Genomic DNA, 18341 nt, shown 5'->3' with positions numbered 1-18341 from the left:
CCAGATGGCGCCGCCTCGTCCGCGACTACGAAAAGCGCATCGACGTCTCGCACGCGATGATCCTCGTCGCCATGGGCGGAATTCTCATCCGACGAAACACTCATCCCTGATTTTCAAAACAGACTCTAAGAATGAGTCCCTCATAATCGTCATGAAAATCTGATGAGATTGATGAGAATGCGTATCTCGATCAAGAATCAAGCGGAGTCGGATGTGTGCGCTGGCGCGATCGGCGGGCGTGGGTTAGCGGGCAAACTGGTAGTGCTTACGGCGCGCGAGCCGGAGTCCCCGGAGCCGGTTCTCTTGGATTTCGAGCTTATCAGCGTCGCCACAGCTAGCTTCCTTCGTGAGAGTGTGGTTGCATTTCGCGATATCGTTCGTGGGCGCAGATCGAAGTTCTATCCGGTCGTGGCGAATGCCAATGATATTGTGACTGAAGAGCTTGATGATATTCTTCAATCGCGTGGAGACGCAATTCTCTCCTGCAAAGTGGCGGACGCCGGTACCATCTCCGATGTCCGGGTGCTTGGGCGCTTGGAAGCCAAGCAAAGGAAGATCTTCGATCTTATATCGGAGCGTCGAGAACTGGATGCGGCTCTGCTTCAAAGAGAATTTGGCAGCGATGAGGGTGTGAAGCAAACGGCTTGGAACAATCGGTTGTCCGCGCTTGCACAAGCGGGGATCGTGATCGAGTTGAGCATGGGGCGCAACAAGCACTATAGGCCACTTTTCGAAGGAGTCTAAAGTGGGTGTCGATTTCATCGGCAGAATCAGCAGAGCGTTCGAAAAACACCTGGATCTGGCACGCGTGCGTCTCGGGACATGCGATCTGTTTACGCGCGTACCTATCGAAGATCGACCAACATTCCCTATTGATGTGAGGCCGAACGCTAAAATCGAGATTGGCCAGGAGCTGATCGTAGAGATCAGCGGTCAATCGCTCGTGTTTCGTGACGTCCTCTCCATTGTGGCAAAAGTTGATGCGCCGCCCGCTGATATTTATCAGGCGGTCGAGGACTCGTGTGGAGTGGCAACCGCCATCGTCCAGGATGTCCATGAGCTATCGGCTGTAGCGGAGGTCACGCTTTGCTGATTCCGCATCCACACGATCCTGCGAAGATCGAGGCAAGGAATCGTCGTCGCGAACGAAAGTTATGGGAGTCGCCAGACCGTACTTCTTCTCTTGGTTGCTCTAGTTGCCCAGACCTCTCTGTCTGCGGCGGATTGCATGCAAAGATTAAGCTTTTTGATTGTTTAGCTCACTGTTGCAATCGGTCTGATGACTGCGCACAGATGTGCCGACTAAAAGCATTTCATTTCACCCAAAAGATTCGCGAAATTGGTGGCTTCGATTTCAACAACGTGCCGCGTGCGCCTCATCTGGAACCGCCTGATCTTCCGAATATGGTGCCCTTGATCTATCATGGAAATAGCCGGAGCCGGCTCTACTGTGGGCCTGCTGTGGCTCTGCCCTTGTACCGCTTGCTACACAGGATGACTGGTGCTCCAAAGTTCACAAGCGAGGTCGAGCTACGCGAGAGGTTCCGCCTTGGACCCAACACGACAATCATCCTGTCCGGGATAGATCAGGATCAGCCGCTGGAGCGGTGGTGGAGATATGGCCGTGAGGCACGGGTATCTGCAATTTTGGCCTTGCGTCGGCTTGGTGTGAGCCTTGTAACGACGCCGAATTATAGCCTATTTGCGAATAGGCCACGTTGGGATGATCTGCATTCAATGAAACGCATAGCGCTCGTGAATGACGAGTTCCTGCAGGCTGGAATGCCATCCGCACTTCACGTGAATGCACGCTCCGATACAGACAACGAGCGGTGGATAGACTTCGTCGCTGAGCGACCAGAGATCACCCATTTAGCTTATGAATTTACGACGGGCTCCGGTCGGCTCGGTCGCTGCGAGGTTCATGCGGGGTGGCTGGCTAGATTAGCGCACAGCATCGATCGTCCGTTAACTATCGTCATCAGAGGTGGATTGGAGATGCTGCCGGTACTGGTCGAAGCCTTTGATAAAGTTGTCGTGCTGGATACGTCGGCTTTCATGAGAGCTGTGAATCGTCGAAACGCGATAATCGATGAAAACGCAGCTATCAGCTGGGAGCATATTCCAACGCCACCTGAGGAAGGGGTCGATGATGCTTTTGAGCATAACGTGAATCTGATGACTGAGCTGATCCGCTTGCTTAGTGTCTCGGTGATCAGCGGAAAGTGAGTGGCTTCGTGAATAGATCCACGGTTCGGCTGCTCGATTTCAAAGCGGTAGATGATCTAGCTTTTGCTGCGGCGCGAGGAGTTTTAAATGTAGAGAAATTCGATTTTTCTTTTATCGGAAAACAATTAGGACCAATACTTGAACTGTATCAGCTTTATGCTGCCGGTGTCGGCCCGCCTTCGATGCGTGGAGGTTGGCTTGACGTGAGCTCCTTTGCTGGGTTGGGTAGGGCAATTGTATCGGAGAGCTCACGTTGGACTTCACAAGCGGAGAGATCGTTAGGGGTCCTGAAGACCGGTAGAGAGACCATCGAGCAGGATTGGGTGGCTTTCGCGATCGAGGCGAAGCGTGCGGCTATCGGTGCCGGATTGTCTAGCGATTGGTCTTCGCAAATGATTGCGGCGATGGGAGAATTTCGCAGTAACATAATTGAGCATTCTGGAGTACAGGATAGTGGAATAGTTGCATTTCACGCTTTACCGGGAGTTTTTGAATTCGTCGTCTCGGATCGGGGTGTTGGACTTCTTGCTACATTGCGGGAAGCGCCGGAGTACCGGAAACTTGATGATCATTCTGAGGCGCTTCGTCTCGCCCTGACAGACGGTGCGTCTCGATTCGGCTTTGATCACGGGCGAGGTTATGGATTTCGTCCACTATTTACCGGCCTAGCAAATCGACAGGCTGCTTTGCGCTTCCGAACTGGTAATGCTTCCCTCGTGATTGACGGGGCTTCGCCATCATTGGCACGTGCTCAGTTTGGTCGGAAAGCACATATGACGGGGTTCTTCATTTCGGTGGCTTGTCAGGGGCTCATAGCCTAGCGCTACATTCCCGCACCCCGACAATCCTGCCCTGTCCGCGTTGCATCCCACCCCTCCTTGTCCCGATTGTCCCGATCGTGCTCTGATGCGGATCGAGACAATCGTGACACAATGGGCGCGACACAAGAGGAGGCCGCCATGTGGATGCCGTCGCTGGTCGACCGCGCGGGGCCGAAATATCTCCGCATCGCCGACGCCATCGCCGAGGACGTCTATGCCGGTCGGCTCAAGGTCGGCGAGCGGCTGCCCACCCATCGCGACCTCGCCTGGCGGCTGGGCGTCACCGTCGGCACCGTCAGCCGCGCCTATGCCGAGGCCGAGCGCCGCGGCCTCGTCGCCGGCGAGGTCGGGCGCGGCAGCTTCGTCAAGGCCGGCGCCCGGTCCCAGGCCACGCTCGACATGCCGGCGGTCGGCGGGCCGCAGACCATCGAGCTCGGCGTCAACCGGCCGCCCAGCCATGTCGTCGCCCCGGAATACGCCGAGGCCATGCGCCGCATCGCCGGGTCGAACGCGCTCGGCGAGCTGATCAACTACCAGGCCCATACCGGGCGGTGGGAGCACCGCGCCGCCGGGGCCCAGTGGATCCGCCGCCGCGGCATCGAGGTCGGGCCCGAGCGCGTCCTGGTGACCAGCGGCGCCGAGCACGCCATCACCGCCGCGCTGATGGCGTTCTGCGACCCCGGCGACCCGATCCTGGTGGAGGAGCTGACCTGGTCCGGCGTCCGCGCCCTGTCCAGCCTGCTGCGCCTGTCGCTCAAGGCCGTCGCCATGGACGGGGAGGGGATGATCCCGGAGGCGCTGGAGGCCGCGGCCCGCGCCTCGGGCGCGCGGCTGCTCTACACCACCCCGACGCTGCACAACCCGACCACCAAGACCATGTCGGTCGAGCGCCGCAAGGCGATCGCCGAGCTGTGCCGCGACCTCGGCATCACCATCGTCGAGGACGACATCTACGGCACCATCGCCGAGGACCCGCCGCCGGCCCTGTCCAGCTTCGCGCCGGAGCGCAGCATCTACATCACCGCGGCGTCGAAGAGCATGGCGCCGTCGCTGCGCATCGGCTTCGCCGCCATGCCGTCCGACCGGCTCGGGCGCTTCAGCTCCGCCGCCCGCGCCACCAACTGGATGGCGCCGCCGGTGATGGGGCAGATCGTCGCCGACTGGATCGAGGACGGCACCTGCGACGTGCTGGCCGACCGCATCCGGCGCGAGACCAAGGCGCGCCACGCGGTGGCGGCGCGGGTGCTGGAGGGGCTGACCTGGCACAGCCAGCCCGGCTGCTTCCACATCTGGCTCGAGCTGCCGGAGCCGTGGCGGGCGCAGGACGTGGTGGCGGCGGCGCGGCTGCGCGGCCTGGCCATGACCTCGACCGAGCTGTTCGTGCCCGGCCGGGCCGAGACGCCGCACGCCATGCGCATCACGCTGACTGCCGCCGCCGATGCCGAGGAGCTGGAGCGGGGGCTGCGGGTGCTGGTGGATCTGCTCAGGAGCGATCCGGATTTGAGTTTGGCCGCGGCGTAGGTTGGGTTCGCGACGCGAACCCAACATCCCGCAGCCCGAGCCATTGTTGGGTTCGCAAGGGCGAACCCAACCTACCGACACCGAACGAAAGAAAGCCGACCCGTGACCGCCATCCTGTCGATCCAGTCCTCCGTCGCCTACGGCCATGTCGGCAACAGCGCCGCGGTGTTCCCGCTGCAGCGCCTCGGCATCGATGTCTGGCCGGTGCTGACCGTGCATTTTTCGAACCACACCGGATATGGCAGCTTCCGCGGCCCGGTGCTGCCGGCCGACCAGATCGCCGAGGTGCTGCGCGGGGTCGAGGAGCGCGGCGTGCTGCCGGGCTGCGACGCCGTGCTGTCCGGCTATATGGGCGACGTGTCGCTCGGCCATGTCGTGCTCGACGCCGTGGCCAAGGTGAAGGCGGCGAACCCGCAGGCGGTGTATTGCTGCGACCCGGTGCTGGGCGATGTCGACCGCGGCTTCTTCGTCCGCCCCGGCCTGCCGGAGTTCATGCGCGACAAGGCGGTGCCGCAGGCCGACATCATCACCCCGAACCAGTTCGAGCTGGAGTTCCTGGCCGGGCTCGGCGCCGGGGTCGGCGACGACCGGGCGATCGCGACGCTGGACGACGCGCTGGCGGCGGCCCGCAAGGTGCAGGCGACCGGGCCGAAGATCGTGCTGGTCACCAGCCTGATCCGCCGCGACGCGCCGGACGACGTGATCGAGATGCTGGCGGTGGCGCCGGACGGGGCCTGGATCGTGGCGACGCCGCGGCTGCCGATCTCGGTCAACGGCTCGGGCGACATCACCGCGGCGCTGTTCCTGGCGCATTGGCTGAGGAGCGGCGACCCGGCCGTGGCGCTGGGCCGCACCGCCGGCACCGTCTATGCGGTGATGGAGGCGACGCATCTTTCGGGCCAGCGCGAGATCCAGCTGGTCGCCGCCCAGGACGCCATCGCCCATCCGCCCGGGCATTTCGAGGTGAAAAAGGTGGCGGGGTAGGGGCTCCAGGCGAAGAGAGTTGTCCGCGCTCTCCCATCTGGGAGATGCGCCACAGACGATCTTATGCAGAATGACCGCCGGTGCGGGTGCCGCGCCTGTCCAGTTGGAGTTCGAGAATGGCCGTCGTCAACGGAACCGCGGGAAACGATCTGATCCATCTGCTCGGCGACGGGGTGGTCCTCCCGCCCGGCTACACCGATATCCCGCAGGCGACGGCCTTCAACGATACCCTGAACGGCCTCGGCGGAAACGACATCATCCATGGCGGCGGCGGCATCGATCTGATCGATGGCGGCCTCGGCGACGACAGGATGGTCGGCGGCAACGGCGATGACGTGCTGACCGGCGGCGCCGGCGCGGACCGGTTCGAAGGCGGCAGCGGCATCGACACCGTCAGCTATGCCGGCGCCATCGCCGGGGTGGTCCTCAACCTCGCCAACGGCGTCGGCTCCGGCGGCGGCAACGACTCCGCGGGCGACAGCTGTGTCGATATGGAGAATATCATCGGTGGCCTGGGCGGGGACACGCTCATCGGCAGCATTGGTGTCGCCAATGTCCTCAACGGCGCTGACGGCAATGACGATCTCAGCGGGCTGTCCGGCAACGATACGCTGATCGGTGGGGCCGGCGACGATCACCTGACGGGCAGCGACGGGGCGGACCAGCTCCACGGCGGCGCCGGGATCGACCTGATCGACTATGCCGGCTCCGCCGCCGTGACGATCAATCTCAGCACCGGCACCGCCAGCGGCGGCGATGCCGCGGGCGACGTGTTCTCCGGCATCGAGAATGCCTACGGCGCCTTCCTCGTCAACGATATCCTGACCGGCTCGGCCGGGAACAACCTGCTCGACGGCCGGGGCGGGGACGACGTCCTCAGCGGTCTCGGCGGCACCGACATCCTGCTGGGGCACGATGGTGAGGACATCCTCAACGGCGGCGACGGCAACGATGTGCTCTATGGCGAAGAGGGTGCCGACCAGCTCGACGGCGGCGCCGGCATCGACACCGCCAGCTACTACAAGCGTCCGGAAGCCGTCGTCGTCGACCTCGCTGCGGCGACCGGCAGCGGCGGCGCGGCCGAAGGCGACACCCTGGTCGGGATCGAGAACCTCAGCGGCAGCCAGGGCAGCGACACCCTCTCCGGCGATGCCGGCGCCAACACGCTGCAGGGCTGGAACGGCGGCGACGTGCTCCGCGGGCGCGGCGGCGCGGACAAGCTGGACGGCGGCGCCGGCGTCGACCTCGCCAGCTATTGGGGCGAGGCCACCGGCGTCACGGTGAATCTCGCCACCGGCACCGGCAGCGGCGGCAACGCCGCGGGCGACACCTTCGCCGCGATCGAGAACGTCAACGGCAGCCAGGGCGGCGATACGCTGACCGGGAGCAGCGGGGCCAATGCGCTGAACGGCTTTGAGAGCAATGACGTGCTCGGCGGCGGCGCCGGCAAGGACTCGCTGACGGGGGGGACCGGGGCAGACCGTTTCTCCTATGCCGCGACCGCGGACAGCGTGGTCGGGGCCAATGCCGACCGGATCGCCGATTTCAGCCATGCCCAGGGTGACAGGATCGACCTGTCGCTGATCGACGCGAACACCGGCGCGCCCGGCGACCAGGCCTTCAGCTTCATCGGCAGCGGCCTCTACACCGGCGTGGCCGGACAGCTTCGCTTCGCCTTCACCGCCCCGGGGGTCACCACCGTCGCCGGCGATGTCGACGGTGACGGCGCCTCGGACTTCCACATCCAGCTCACCGGCGCCATCGGGCTCGTCGTGGCGGATTTCGTGCTCTGACCCTCGACGAAGCCCGGCCGAAGGACCAGCCGATTCCGCCGGCGGTGCCCGGCTGTCCCGCCGACAGGACTTCATGGTTTGCAAGCGGCGACGCGCCGGGCTGATCTCAGCCTTCAGTGACCACCATCACCGGCGACAGGCGGCGCTGCTCGTGTAGTATCGCCGTGCCGGGCGGATCCGGCGTTGCCGATGGGAAGCCATGCCCGATATCGCCCTGGCGGTGCTCGCCATTTCCGTCCTGATCGTGCTGGTGGCGCTGCTGCAGCCGCTGGCGGCGCGGCTGTCGCTGCCGCATTCGGTGCTGATCGCCGGGCTCGGCATCGCCCTGGGCTCGGTCGCCAGCGCTACCGGCGCGATCGGCAGCGGCGGGCCGCTGTCGGAGTTCACCCATGCGCTGACCGGCGGCGAGATCCGGTCCGAGGCGATCCTGCACATCTTCCTGCCGATCCTGCTGTTCGAGGCCGGGCTGCACATGGATGTGCGGCGGATGATGGACGAGATGGCGCCGATCCTGACCCTCGCCGTGGTCGCCGTGCTGGTGTGCAGCCTGGTGGTCGGGGTGGCGCTGTGGGGCACTTCGAGCCACGAGCTGCTGCTGTGCCTGCTGCTCGGCGCCATCGTCGCCACCACCGACCCGGCGGCGGTGATCGGCATCTTCCGCGACGCCGGGGCGCCAAGGCGCCTGACCATCCTGGTCGAGGGCGAGAGCCTGCTCAACGACGCCGCGGCCATCACCCTCTACATCGTGCTGGTCGGCCTGCTGACCTCCGGCGGCGACGGCCATGGCGAGGCCGATGCCGGCGGCGCGCCGCTGCTGTTCCTGCGCTTCTTCATCGGCGGCGGGCTGTTCGGCTTCATCGCCGGCCGCCTGGCCTTCATGGTGATGCGGCCCTTGAACCGGTTCCCGGTGGCCGAGGTCGCCTTCACCCTGGCGCTGCCCTACATCGCCTACATCGTGGCCGAGCGCTACCTGCACGTCTCCGGCGTGGTCGCGGTGGTGACGGTGGCGCTGGTGGTCGGCTCCACCGGCCGGGTGCGGATCTCGGCCGAGGGCTGGGAGGGGCTGGAGAAGGTGTGGGCGCTGCTCGGCTTCTGCGCCTCGACCCTGATCTTCATCTTCGCCGCCATGCTGGTGCCGGAGTTCCTGCGCGACGCCACGGTCGAGGACGGCCTGCTGCTGCTGGTGCTGATCGCCGCCGCCTTCGCCGCCCGGGCGATCGTGCTGTGGGGGCTGCTGCCGGTGCTGACCTGGCTCAAGGTCGGCCAGCCGATCAGCACGCCCTACCGCGTCGTCATCCTGTGGGGCGGGCTGCGCGGCGCCGTCACCCTGGCGCTGGCCCTGGCGGTCAGCGAGAACCCGCTGCTCGGGCCCGAGGCGACGCATTTCGTGGTGGTGCTGGCCACCGGCTTCGTGCTGTGGACGCTGCTGATCAACGCCACCACGCTGCGGATCGTGATGCGCGCGCTCGGCCTGAACGCGCTGAGCGCGACCGAGCTGGCGCTGCGCGACCGCGCCCTGCACCAGGCGCGCGAGGGCATCGCCGAGCGGATCGAGGAGATCGCCGCGGAGCAGCATCTGTCGCCGGAGGTGGCGAAGGAGGCGGCCGAGGCCTATCGCAGCCGGCTCAGCGGCCTGGCCAGCCGGCCCTTCATGATCGATCCGAAGGAGCGCGAGCGGATGGGGCTGATGGCCCTGGCCAACCGCGAGCGCGACCTGGTGGTCGAGCATTTCGACCAGAAGCTGATGTCGCGCCGGACCACGGTCGACCTGCTGGCCCAGGTCGGCCGGCTGCACGATGCGGCGATGACCGGCGGCCGGGCCGGCTATCTCGCCGCCGCCGCCCGCAACATCGATTTCGGGCCCAGCTTCCGCCTGGCCATCCAGTTGCAGCGCTACTCCGGCTGGGACCGGCCGCTGTCCAGCGGCATCGCCGACCGCCTGGAGATGCTGAAGGTGGCGCGGATGATGATCGAGATGCTGCAGCGCCACGCCGAGGCCGAGATGCGCCGGCTGCTCGGCGCCGAGGTGTGGCAGTCGCTGAACGCCGTGCTGACCACCCGGCTCGACGCCTGCGTCGCCGCGATCGAGGCGCTGCGGTTGCAATATCCGGACTATGAGCGGCGGATGTCCGAGCGCTTCCTGCGCTGGGCGGCGCTGCGGCTGGAATCGGCGGAATATGACGAGCTGCGCAACCAGCAGTTCATCAGCGGCGAGATCTATGAGGACCTGCAGCGCGACGTCGGCCGGCTGTACGAGACGCTGCAGAAGCGGCCGCAGCTGGACCTCGGCCTGAGCACCGCCGAGCTGGTGCGGCGCCTGCCGTTCTTCCAGGGCCTGTCGGAGGAGCGGATCGGCCAGATCTGCAAGCTGCTGAAGCCGATCTTCGCGGTGCCGGGCGAGGCCATCGTCCAGGCCGGCGACCGCGGCGACACCATGTATTTCATCTCCTCCGGCGCGGTCGAGATCGGCCGCGGCGGCCGCAAGTTCCGGCTCGGCCGCGGCGATTTCTTCGGCGAGATGGCGGTGCTGATCAGCGGCCGCCGCAACGCCACCGTCACCGCCATCGCCTTCTGCAAGCTGCTGGCGCTGACCGCCCGCGACCTGCAGGCCCTGGCCAGCGCCCACCCCGATCTGCGCCGCACCATCACCGAGGTGGCCCGCGCCCGCAGCGCCGAGACCGAACGGACGATCTCGGCGCTGGGGGAAGAAGAGGCCGTCTGACGCCGCCTAGAGCGGACCGCGCTGCCACGGGCCGGTGATGGCGAAGGTGATGCCCGGGGTCTGGATGTTGACGAACAGGGTCCGCCCCTCCGGGCTCCAGCACGCACCGGCGAACTCGCTGGCGCGGTAGTCGCCCTCGGCGATGGTCTTGCCGGCGTCGGCGATCTGGCCGGCGGTCAGCTCGACATTGTTCTTCAACAGGTAGAACGGCGCGCCCTGGCGGGTCAGCGCGACCAGCCGGGTGCCCGGGCCGTAATTGTCCGGGCTGCCGGCCGGCGCCGCGTCCGGGTCCTCGCACAGCACCACGCCGCCGCGCGGGCTGACCGTGACGTTGTCCGGGTTGTGCGCCGCGATCTGGCTGTCGCTGACGAACAGCGCCCGCAGCCGCTGGGTGAACAGGTCCAGCACCCAGACCGCGCCGTAGCCGCGGCCGAGCCGGCCGCTCGGCTCCTTGCCCGTGCTGGTGTCGACGATGAACATGCGGCCATCGGCGTAGAAGATGCCCTCGCCGCGGCTCATCCGCAGCCCGCCCTCGGCCCAGCTCTGGGCGAACGGGCCGCTCAGCGTCTCGCCGGCACCGATGTCGGGGAAGCCGATCGGCGCGGTGACCGCGTCCATGTCCGGCTGCTCGATGTCGATCCACTCCAGCTGGTACTCGTCGCCGACATGGGCGACCACCAGGTCGGCGTTCGGACGGCGGCGGACGCGGGCCGCCTGCAGCCGGCCGCCATGATCGAGCGCGCCGTAGCGGCCCGAGCGGTCGAACGGGATGAAGCGGTACAGGCCCGACTTGTTGCGGTCGTCCTCGGTCAGATAGATGACGCCGGTGCGCGGGTCGATGGCCACGGCCTCATGGCTGAAGCGGCCCATCGCCACCAGCGGGCGGCCGGTGGTGCGCTCGGCCTCCGGATGCACCTCGAACACATAGCCGTGGCGGCGGCCGGCGGTGGACCGGGCGTTGGTCTTGACCTCCTCGCAGGTGAGCCAGGTGCCCCAGGTCGTGTGGCCGCCGGCGCAGTTCTGCGTGGTGCCGGCCAGGCTGGCTTCCGCCGAGAGCCAGCGGCCGTTGCGGAAGCGCAGCGTGGTGGTGCCGCCGCCGGCGCGCGAGCCGCTGGTGTCGATCGTGCCGGTGTCGTAGGTGCCCGGCGCGGTCATCGACGTGGCGGCGGCGTTGATCTCGTGGTTGCGGACCAGGATCAGCTCGTCCTCGCGGCCGTGCCCGTGGCCATGGCCGCGGCCGAAGCCGAACCAGCGGCCGCCCTTGCCGTGCATCACCGCCATGCCGTCATGGGCCCGCGGCACCGGCTGGCCGTCGGCCATGCGGTCGCCGGTCCAGGAGAAGGAGCTGTAGCGGAAGCCCGGCGGCAGCAGCAGCAGCGGCAGGCCGGTGCTCTCGTCGGCGGCCGGGGCGAGCGGGCCGTAGGGGCTGCGGACCGGGGCGGTCCAGTTCTCGCCGGTGGCGGCGGCCTGGGCCTGGCGCTGCGACAGCGCGCCGAGGCTGCCGATGGCGCCCAGGGCCTGGGCGGCGCCGCCACCCTGAAGGAGGAGGCGTCGGGAGGTGGGGATGGACATGGTGGATCTCCTGCTGGCTGTCCGTCGACCTGGGTCCTGCAAACGCCTGAGGCGAAGGATGGCTGTCCCAAAGCCAAGGGAATCACTGACCGGGAAAGCTATAGCCAAGATCAGATAAACTTTTGTTAAGGAGACTTGGCTTTGCAGAAGAAATAAAATCGATGGCTCTGCCGTGTTTCATATTTGTTGCAGTGTTATAGTAGTTTGGATTTTCTGATAAATTGTTCTGTCTTTGATTGTGAGTTGATCTTGGGCCGGGTGGCGAGGCTTCCGGCCATCCCTTGGCCGGCGTCACCCCTTTGAAATTTCACCTGCGGCCTGCGGAAAAGGGACTGGCGGGGATTCCTAGGGAGAGGTAAAGGTCGGACATACCTTCTTCGGAGACCGGCCATGGCCAGCGCCCCCTCCTTGCCCGACGACCTCTTGATCGGTGCGGAGGACGAGGTGGCGATTCGCCAGGACCTGGTGCTGACCGCGCTGGGCAAGCGCCCGGCCGACACGCTGCTGCGGGTGGGCCGGCTGCTCGAAATCCACACCCGGACCTGGCGCGACGACCAGGAGATCGCGATCAAGGGCCGGCGCATCGCCTGGACCGGGCCGGCCGGCACCTGGCCCGGCACCGCGGCGCGGCGGGTGGAGAAGCCGGATCTGGCGGCCGTGCCGGGCTTCGGCGAGGTGCACAAGCACATCGAGAGCACGCATCTGACGCCGGAATGGGAGGCCGCGCTGGTGCTGCCGCGCGGCAACACCTGGACCTGCGAGGCCAGCCACGAATTCTCCAATGTCGACGGGCCGAACAACCTGGCCTTCTGGTTCGAAGCCCGGCGCCGCGGCTCGCCGCTCAAGATCTTCCCGCTGCCCGGCTCGGCGGTGCCGCCGACCGCCTATGAATGGGGCGGCGGCTGGTACGGCTATGACGAGCAGAAAGGCTTCCTGAAGGAGAGCCTGATGGTCGCCGGCCTGGACGAGGTGATGGACTGGCCGGCGGTCTGGAACCCGGAGAACCCGTCCTATCCGCGGCTCTGGGGCATGATCCGCGCCACCTTCGAGCAACGCGGCGTGGTCGAGGGCCATGGCGCGGGCCTGCGCGACACCGCTTCGATCAGCGCCTTCGCTGCCGCCGGCCTCGCCTCCGACCACGAGGCGTGGACGCCGGAGGAGGTGTGGGAGAAGCTGGCCCACGGCATCTTCGTCGAGCTGCGGCCCTATTCGATGCCGGAGGTGATCCCCTGGCTGATCGGGAAGGGCCTGGCCGACTGGTCGCAGCTCGCCTTCACCACCGACGACCGCAGCGTCTCCGACACCTTCAAGCTCGGCGCCACCGACCACAACGCCCGGCTGGCGATCCGCCACGGGCTGGCGCCGGAGATCGCGATCCAGTGCGTCACCCTGAACCCGGCGCGGCACATGCGGCTGACGCCCTGGGTCGGCAGCCTGGCGCCGGGGCGCTACGCCGACGTGGTGCTGCTGTCGGACGTGGCGAGCCTCGAGATCGTCGAGGTCTGGTCCGACGGCCAGCCGGTGTCCGAGGGCCAGCGCTACACCGGCCCGGTGCCGGCGATCGACTGGCCGGGCTGGGCGCGGCAGACGGTCAACATCAAGCGCGACCTGACGGCGGCGGATTTTGCGCTGCCGGCCGCGCCGGGCCGCGAGACCATGCAGGCGGCGCTGCTGCGGCCGTTCCACTGGGCCGACGGCTTCATCACCGCCGAGCTGCCGGTGCGCGACGGCGCGGTGCAGCGAGACCCGGAGCGCAACATCACCAAATTCGCCATCGTCGACCGCTTCTCCGGCGACGGGCGGGTGGCGAAGATGTTCTGGCTCGGCTGCGGTCCGCGCACGGCGGAGACCGCGCTTGCCTGCTCGGTGGCGCATGACAAGCACAACATCTGGGTCGCCGGCTCCTCCGACGCCGCCATGGCGCTGGCGGTCAACACCCTGGCCGAGCTGCAGGGCGGCTGGGCCCTGGTGCGCGACGGCGAGGTGCTGGCCACGGTGCGCTACGAGATCGGCGGGCTGATGAGCTGCCGGCCGCCGGAGGATCTCGACGCCGAGATGCAGGCGCTGTACGCCGCGGCCGAGGGCATCGACTGGATGTACGAGCCGACCTTCCATCCGCGCTGGTTCCCGGGCTTCCCGGAGCGGCTGATCTTCGCCACCCTGACCTGCGCGCCGTGGCGCTGGGTGCTGGTGGCGCCCTGCGAGCAGGCGCCGCAGGGCTTCGTCAATGTGCAGAGCGGGGAGACCCACCCCGTCGTCTGGTAGGGGGGAGCGCCGTTCCGATCGAACCGACCCGGCGCAGACCCGGGCGAGGGGGGCTCATGACCGTTTCCAATGTCCGCGCGTCGTCCACGGGGGGCTGGCTCGACCGCCGTTTCAGGCTGTCCGAGCGCGGCAGCTCGCTGCCGCAGGAGGTGATCGCCGGCATCACCACCTTCGCGGCGATGGCCTATATCGTCGCCGTCAACCCGGCGATCATGTCGGCTGCCGGGATGGACCGCGGCGACCTGGTGATCGCCACCGCCCTGGCCGCGATCTTCGGCAGCCTGATGATGGGGCTGACCGCCAACCTGCCGCTGGCCGTGGCGCCGGCGATGGGGTCCAACATCGTCTTCGCCTATGTGATGGTGAAGCAGATGGGCATCCCCTGGCAGGGGGCGCTGGCCATGGTCGCCGTCACCGGCGTGATCTTCCTGGCCCTGAGCCTGTCGAAGCTGCGCGAGAAGGTGGCGAAGGAGGTGCCGGACGCGCTGAAGATCGGCATCCAGGCCGCGGTCGGCACGCTGATCGTGTTCATCGGCCTGCGCGGCGCCGGCTTCATCGTCGCCAACCCGAACACCTATGTGGCGATGGGGTCGCTGGCCAGCCCGCCGGTGCTGCTGACCCTGGCCGGCATCCTGGTCACGCCGGTGCTGGTCGCGCGGAACGTGCCGGGGGCGCTGATCCTGTCGATCGCCGTCCTCACCGTGATCGGCATCTTCGTGCCGCTGAAGGATGACGGCACCATGGTGACGTCGCTGCCGGCCACGGTCTTCGCCCTGCCGAAATGGCCTGCAAGCACCTTCCTGGCGCTCGATTTCAGCTACCTCGTCTCGCATTTCGTGGTGGCGCTGCCGCTGATGTTCTACTTCCTGTGCGGCGAGTTCTTCAGCACGCTGGCGACCCTGATCGGCGTCACCGGGGCGGCCAATCTGCGTCGGCCGGACGGGTCGATCCCGAACGCCACCGCCGCGTTCTCGACCGACGCGACCGCCACCATCGTCGGGCCGCTGCTCGGCACCTCGGTGGTCACCGCCTTCATCGAATCCGTCGCCGGGGTGCAGGCCGGCGGCCGCACCGGGCTGACCTCGGTGGTGGTCGCGGCCTGCTTCGTGCTGGCGCTGTTCATCTGGCCGGTCTTCGTCATCATCCCGCCCCAGGCCACGGCGCCGGCGCTGGTGGTGGTCGGCATCTTCATGCTGCAGGGGCTGGCCAGGGTCGACATGTCGGACCTGGCCAATGCGGTGCCGGTGGTGCTGATGCTGCTGGTCACGGTGCTCAGCAACAACCTGATCAACGGCATGGCGATCGGCACCTTCGCCTACATCCTGCTGTGCCTGGCGCTGGGTCGCCGCTCCGGCGTCACCCCGGTGGTGTGGGGGCTGGGCGTGATCTTCGTGCTGTTCTTTGTCGTCACGAGCCGGCTGATGTGAGGGGAGCTTGCTCGGCGGCGCGGCCGGCTCTCCCCCTCACCCTCCCGTCGCCTTCGGCGCCGGGCCCCTCCCTCTCCCCGAGGAGCTATCGGATTCACACATGTCCAGGCGCATTCCCGTTGCCTCTCCCGCTTGCGGGAGAGGTCGGGCTCGCACAGCGAGACCGGGTGAGGGCGGCTCGGCCGCGACACCAGGATCAGCGTTTCAGGACAGGGTTGATCATGCGTTCGCTTGCGGCAAAGCAGCGCTTTCGGCGAGGCCGCTATCCCCTCACCCGGACATCCTTCGGATGTCCGACCTCTCCCGCAAGCGGGAGAGGCAATCTGTTCACATGCCCGCCGTCGGTGTCGCCGATCGATGTGTGAATGCCATAGCCCCGAGGAGAGGGGAATACGAGCCGCGGCCCCTTTTACCTCTCCTTGGGGAGAGGTCGAAATCGCGTAGCGATTTCGGGTGAGGGGGTGGCTCGGGCCCAGCCGCCGGAGCAGCCTCACCCCATCCGTGGCCGCCCTGCGGCGGTGGCGGTGACGGTGCTTTCGACGAACAGGTCGAGGCCGCCGGCCATCGCCACCACGCGGTCGGCGCGGGTGACGGTGACCGCCACCTCCTGGCCGCCGGCTTCGCGGGCCAGGGCCTCGGCCCGGCCGCGGGCCTCGGCCTCGGCATGGGCGGCGGCCTCCTCCAGGCTGCCGAAGGTGCGGATGCCGGCCGGGGCGTGGACGCGGAAGCGGCCTTCCTCCGGCGCGGTGATGGTGACGGTGGCCCGCTGCAGCACGCCGCTGGCCACCGCGCCGATGGCGTTGGTGACGCCGGCATGCTCCGGCACCACGCTCTCGGTGCCCAGGCGCCGGGCGATCTCCGGATAATAGGTCGCGGCCGAGGCGCCGATGCCGACCAGCGGCAGGCCGAGGACGAGGGCAGGGCGCAGCAGGTCGGAGGCCACGTGGTCGCCCGCCACCGCCCGGCGGGGCAGCAGGCCGCGGGCCTCGCGGGCGGGATCGGCGACGCCGTCGCGGGCCAGCGCCGCCTCGACCAGGGCCAGGGCGCTGTCGGCGGTCAGCCGCTCCAGCACCGACCGGGCGAAGGCCTCGGCATCGGCGGGCGGGGTCCAGCCCGGCTCGGCCGGGCGCCGGGCCCACAGCGCCGCGCCCAGCAGCGCCGCCTCGCGCGACCAGCCGCCATGCAGCCCCAGCACATGCGCCGCGTCGGTCGGGGTGAAGCCGGACAGGATCACCAGCCCGCGCGCCACCAGCCGCTCCAGCGGCCGGTCGAGCAGGTGGCTGCTCAGGACGGTCTCCAGCGGCTGTGGCCCGTCGGCCAGCGCGTCCCAGATCCGCCGCTCCGGCGGCGACAGCGTATCGGTGTCGAGCGCGCGCAGGCGCAGGGCGAAGCGGCCGTCCAGGCTGATGCCCTCGGCCCGATCGGCCTGGCGGCGCAGCGCCGCCAGCATCTCCGGATGCTGGTGCGCCAGCAGGCTCAGCGGCACCGACCGGCGCGGCCCGACCGCCAGGCCGATGCCCGGCTCGATGCGGACCTCGCTGTCGCCGCCGAGGCCGAAGGTGCGGATCTCCACCGCCTCGACCATGGTGCGCCAGCCGCCGACCTGGGCGCCCTCGCGGTTCACCAGGGGGCGGCCGTTCTTGAGGATGGCGATGTCGGTGGTGGTGCCGCCGATATCCGAGACGAAGCAGTCCTCGCGGCCGGTCAACCAGCGGGCGCCGACGACGCTGGCGGCGGGGCCGGACAGCACGGTCTCGACCGGCCGGGCCAAAGCGAAGCGGTCGGCGATCAGCGACCCGTCGCCCTTCACCACCATCAGCGGCGCCGCGATGCCGCGGGCGTCCAGCCGGCCGCGCACCGCCCGGATCAGCGACGCGGTCAGCGGGATCAGTCGGGCGTTGAGCAGCGCGGTCAGCGCCCGCCGCGGCGCGTCGAGGCCGGAGGTCAGCTCGTGGCCGCAGGTCACCGGCTTGCCGGTCAGGTCGCGCACCAGGTCGCGCACGGCCTGCTCATGCGCCGGGTTGCGGACGGCGAAATAGCCGGCCACGGCGAAGGCGGTGACGGCCGGGGCGTGGCGCAGGATGGCGGCGCGGACGGCGTCGAGGTCGAGCGGCGCCTGCTCCTCGCCCGAGGGCCGGTGGCCCCCGGACACGGCCACCACCGGGTCGCTGCCGAGCGCCTCGCGCAGCCCGGCACGGTCCAGCGCCGCCTCGGGATAGCCGATCAGGATCAGGCAGGCCGGGTTGCCCTGGCCCTCGACCACGGCGTTGGTGGCGAGGGTGGTGGACAGGCCGACGAAGGCGATCTCGGCCGGGTGCTGCTCCAGCACCGCGTCGATGGCGGCGCCGATGCCCAGCGCCAGGTCGTGCTTGGTGGTCAGCCGCTTGGCGGCGGCGACGACGCCGCGGCCGGGGTCGAACAGGACCGCGTCGGTGAAGGTGCCGCCGGTGTCGATGCCGAGGGAGAGGGACAAGATGGACCGTGCCGAAGCTGAAACTGCCGTCTCGGATTAGGACAAGACGTCTCGCGCGGCAAAGCTATTCGGCATGCGACGGGGACGGGTCCGGCAGCGGCCGTCGCCGGGTCCTACGCCGCGCTGGCCGCTGCCAGATCCTCGGCATCGTCGAGATCGGCGTCGAAATCGACCAGGTCGTAATCGTCGTCCTCCGCGGCGACGGCCGCGAACTCCTCATCCGACATGTCGAACAGCAGGGCCAGCGCCTGGCCGGCCACCGCGATCCGGTCGAACTCGTCCCCGGTCGGCGGGTCGCAGCTGACGGTCAGGCACTCGATGACCTGCTGCAGCACCCAGCGCTCCTGGGCCGGCGGCAGGTCGGTGTCGGACCAGGTCTCGCGGACGGCGCGAAGACGGAACAGGATGTCGGATGCGTTCTGCCGCAGGGAGAGGATCTCGTCCTGGCGGCTGACCAGGGCGGTCCGGATCGAGGTCGCGGGCGCCGTTGCCGGCAGGACCCGATCGTCGGCGATCTGAATGACGGACATGACA

Annotated in this window: 13 protein-coding genes and 1 pseudogene; 11 read left to right on the top strand and 3 right to left on the bottom strand. The window is 68.0% G+C overall.

Features of this window, described 5'->3' with window-relative positions; genetic code table 11:
* From ACTOWL_RS24985 to ACTOWL_RS24945, 9 genes and pseudogenes are all read left to right on the top strand, one after another.
* Positions 1-110: pseudogene (locus tag ACTOWL_RS24985) on the top strand (IS5/IS1182 family transposase); the annotation flags it as partial.
* 67 nt (positions 111-177) lie between these two features.
* The gene (locus ACTOWL_RS24980) at positions 178-744 is read left to right on the top strand and encodes a hypothetical protein (protein WP_441323995.1); all 567 of its coding nucleotides are present in this window, start codon (positions 178-180) and stop codon (positions 742-744) included.
* A 1-nt stretch (position 745) separates the two neighbouring features.
* Positions 746-1093, top strand: a complete 348-nt coding sequence (locus tag ACTOWL_RS24975; protein WP_441323994.1) for a hypothetical protein — start codon at positions 746-748, stop codon at positions 1091-1093.
* 200 nt (positions 1094-1293) lie between these two features.
* The gene (locus ACTOWL_RS24970; protein WP_441323993.1) at positions 1294-2229 is read left to right on the top strand and encodes a hypothetical protein; all 936 of its coding nucleotides are present in this window, start codon (positions 1294-1296) and stop codon (positions 2227-2229) included.
* Positions 2230-2237: 8 nt separating this feature from the next.
* On the top strand, positions 2238-3050 hold the full coding sequence (locus tag ACTOWL_RS24965; protein ID WP_441323992.1) for a hypothetical protein: 813 nt from the start codon (positions 2238-2240) through the stop codon (positions 3048-3050).
* A 138-nt stretch (positions 3051-3188) separates the two neighbouring features.
* Positions 3189-4571, top strand: a complete 1383-nt coding sequence (locus ACTOWL_RS24960; protein ID WP_441323991.1) for an aminotransferase-like domain-containing protein — start codon at positions 3189-3191, stop codon at positions 4569-4571.
* Positions 4572-4673: 102 nt separating this feature from the next.
* Complete coding sequence (gene pdxY, locus ACTOWL_RS24955; protein ID WP_441323990.1) at positions 4674-5555, top strand: pyridoxal kinase PdxY; 882 nt, start codon at positions 4674-4676, stop codon at positions 5553-5555.
* 116 nt (positions 5556-5671) lie between these two features.
* On the top strand, positions 5672-7348 hold the full coding sequence (locus tag ACTOWL_RS24950) for a calcium-binding protein (RefSeq protein ID WP_441323989.1): 1677 nt from the start codon (positions 5672-5674) through the stop codon (positions 7346-7348).
* A gap of 199 nt (positions 7349-7547) precedes the next feature.
* Positions 7548-10070: a cation:proton antiporter gene (locus ACTOWL_RS24945; protein WP_441323988.1), complete on the top strand. Its 2523-nt coding sequence runs from the start codon at positions 7548-7550 to the stop codon at positions 10068-10070.
* 6 nt (positions 10071-10076) lie between these two features.
* Here the strand turns inward: ACTOWL_RS24945 and ACTOWL_RS24940 are convergent, their stop codons facing one another.
* Positions 10077-11642: an alkaline phosphatase PhoX gene (locus tag ACTOWL_RS24940; protein WP_441323987.1), complete on the bottom strand. Its 1566-nt coding sequence runs from the start codon at positions 11640-11642 to the stop codon at positions 10077-10079.
* Positions 11643-12032: 390 nt separating this feature from the next.
* Here ACTOWL_RS24940 and ACTOWL_RS24935 point away from each other — a divergent pair, with 390 nt between their 5' ends.
* Together ACTOWL_RS24935 and ACTOWL_RS24930 are read left to right on the top strand one after the other, a co-directional pair.
* Positions 12033-13907: an adenine deaminase gene (locus ACTOWL_RS24935; protein WP_441323986.1), complete on the top strand. Its 1875-nt coding sequence runs from the start codon at positions 12033-12035 to the stop codon at positions 13905-13907.
* Positions 13908-13963: 56 nt separating this feature from the next.
* The gene (locus ACTOWL_RS24930) at positions 13964-15334 is read left to right on the top strand and encodes an NCS2 family permease (RefSeq protein ID WP_441323985.1); all 1371 of its coding nucleotides are present in this window, start codon (positions 13964-13966) and stop codon (positions 15332-15334) included.
* 490 nt (positions 15335-15824) lie between these two features.
* Here ACTOWL_RS24930 and ACTOWL_RS24925 read toward each other — a convergent pair whose 3' ends face one another.
* Together ACTOWL_RS24925 and ACTOWL_RS24920 are read right to left on the bottom strand one after the other, a co-directional pair.
* Positions 15825-17807 (bottom strand): hydantoinase/oxoprolinase N-terminal domain-containing protein, encoded by a 1983-nt coding sequence (locus ACTOWL_RS24925; RefSeq protein WP_441323984.1) that lies wholly within the window; start codon positions 17805-17807, stop codon positions 15825-15827.
* Between the two features lie 113 nt (positions 17808-17920).
* Positions 17921-18337: a hypothetical protein gene (locus ACTOWL_RS24920; protein ID WP_441323983.1), complete on the bottom strand. Its 417-nt coding sequence runs from the start codon at positions 18335-18337 to the stop codon at positions 17921-17923.
* Between the last annotated feature and the right edge of the window lie 4 nt (positions 18338-18341).

It is taken from the genome of Inquilinus sp. CA228 (assembly GCF_052078665.1).
Lineage (GTDB): Bacteria > Pseudomonadota > Alphaproteobacteria > DSM-16000 > Inquilinaceae > Inquilinus.
This window is presented reverse-complemented; position numbering and strand designations above follow the sequence as displayed.

Coding starts and splice junctions, on each gene's coding strand:
- ACTOWL_RS24980 (WP_441323995.1), top strand. CDS start 178: ATGCGTATCTCGATCAAGAATCAAGCGGAGTCGGATGTGTGCGCTGGC.
- ACTOWL_RS24970 (WP_441323993.1), top strand. CDS start 1,294: ATGTGCCGACTAAAAGCATTTCATTTCACCCAAAAGATTCGCGAAATT.
- ACTOWL_RS24960 (WP_441323991.1), top strand. CDS start 3,189: ATGTGGATGCCGTCGCTGGTCGACCGCGCGGGGCCGAAATATCTCCGC.
- ACTOWL_RS24950 (WP_441323989.1), top strand. CDS start 5,672: ATGGCCGTCGTCAACGGAACCGCGGGAAACGATCTGATCCATCTGCTC.
- ACTOWL_RS24945 (WP_441323988.1), top strand. CDS start 7,548: ATGCCCGATATCGCCCTGGCGGTGCTCGCCATTTCCGTCCTGATCGTG.
- ACTOWL_RS24940 (WP_441323987.1), bottom strand. CDS start 11,642: ATGTCCATCCCCACCTCCCGACGCCTCCTCCTTCAGGGTGGCGGCGCC.
- ACTOWL_RS24935 (WP_441323986.1), top strand. CDS start 12,033: ATGGCCAGCGCCCCCTCCTTGCCCGACGACCTCTTGATCGGTGCGGAG.
- ACTOWL_RS24930 (WP_441323985.1), top strand. CDS start 13,964: ATGACCGTTTCCAATGTCCGCGCGTCGTCCACGGGGGGCTGGCTCGAC.
- ACTOWL_RS24920 (WP_441323983.1), bottom strand. CDS start 18,337: ATGTCCGTCATTCAGATCGCCGACGATCGGGTCCTGCCGGCAACGGCG.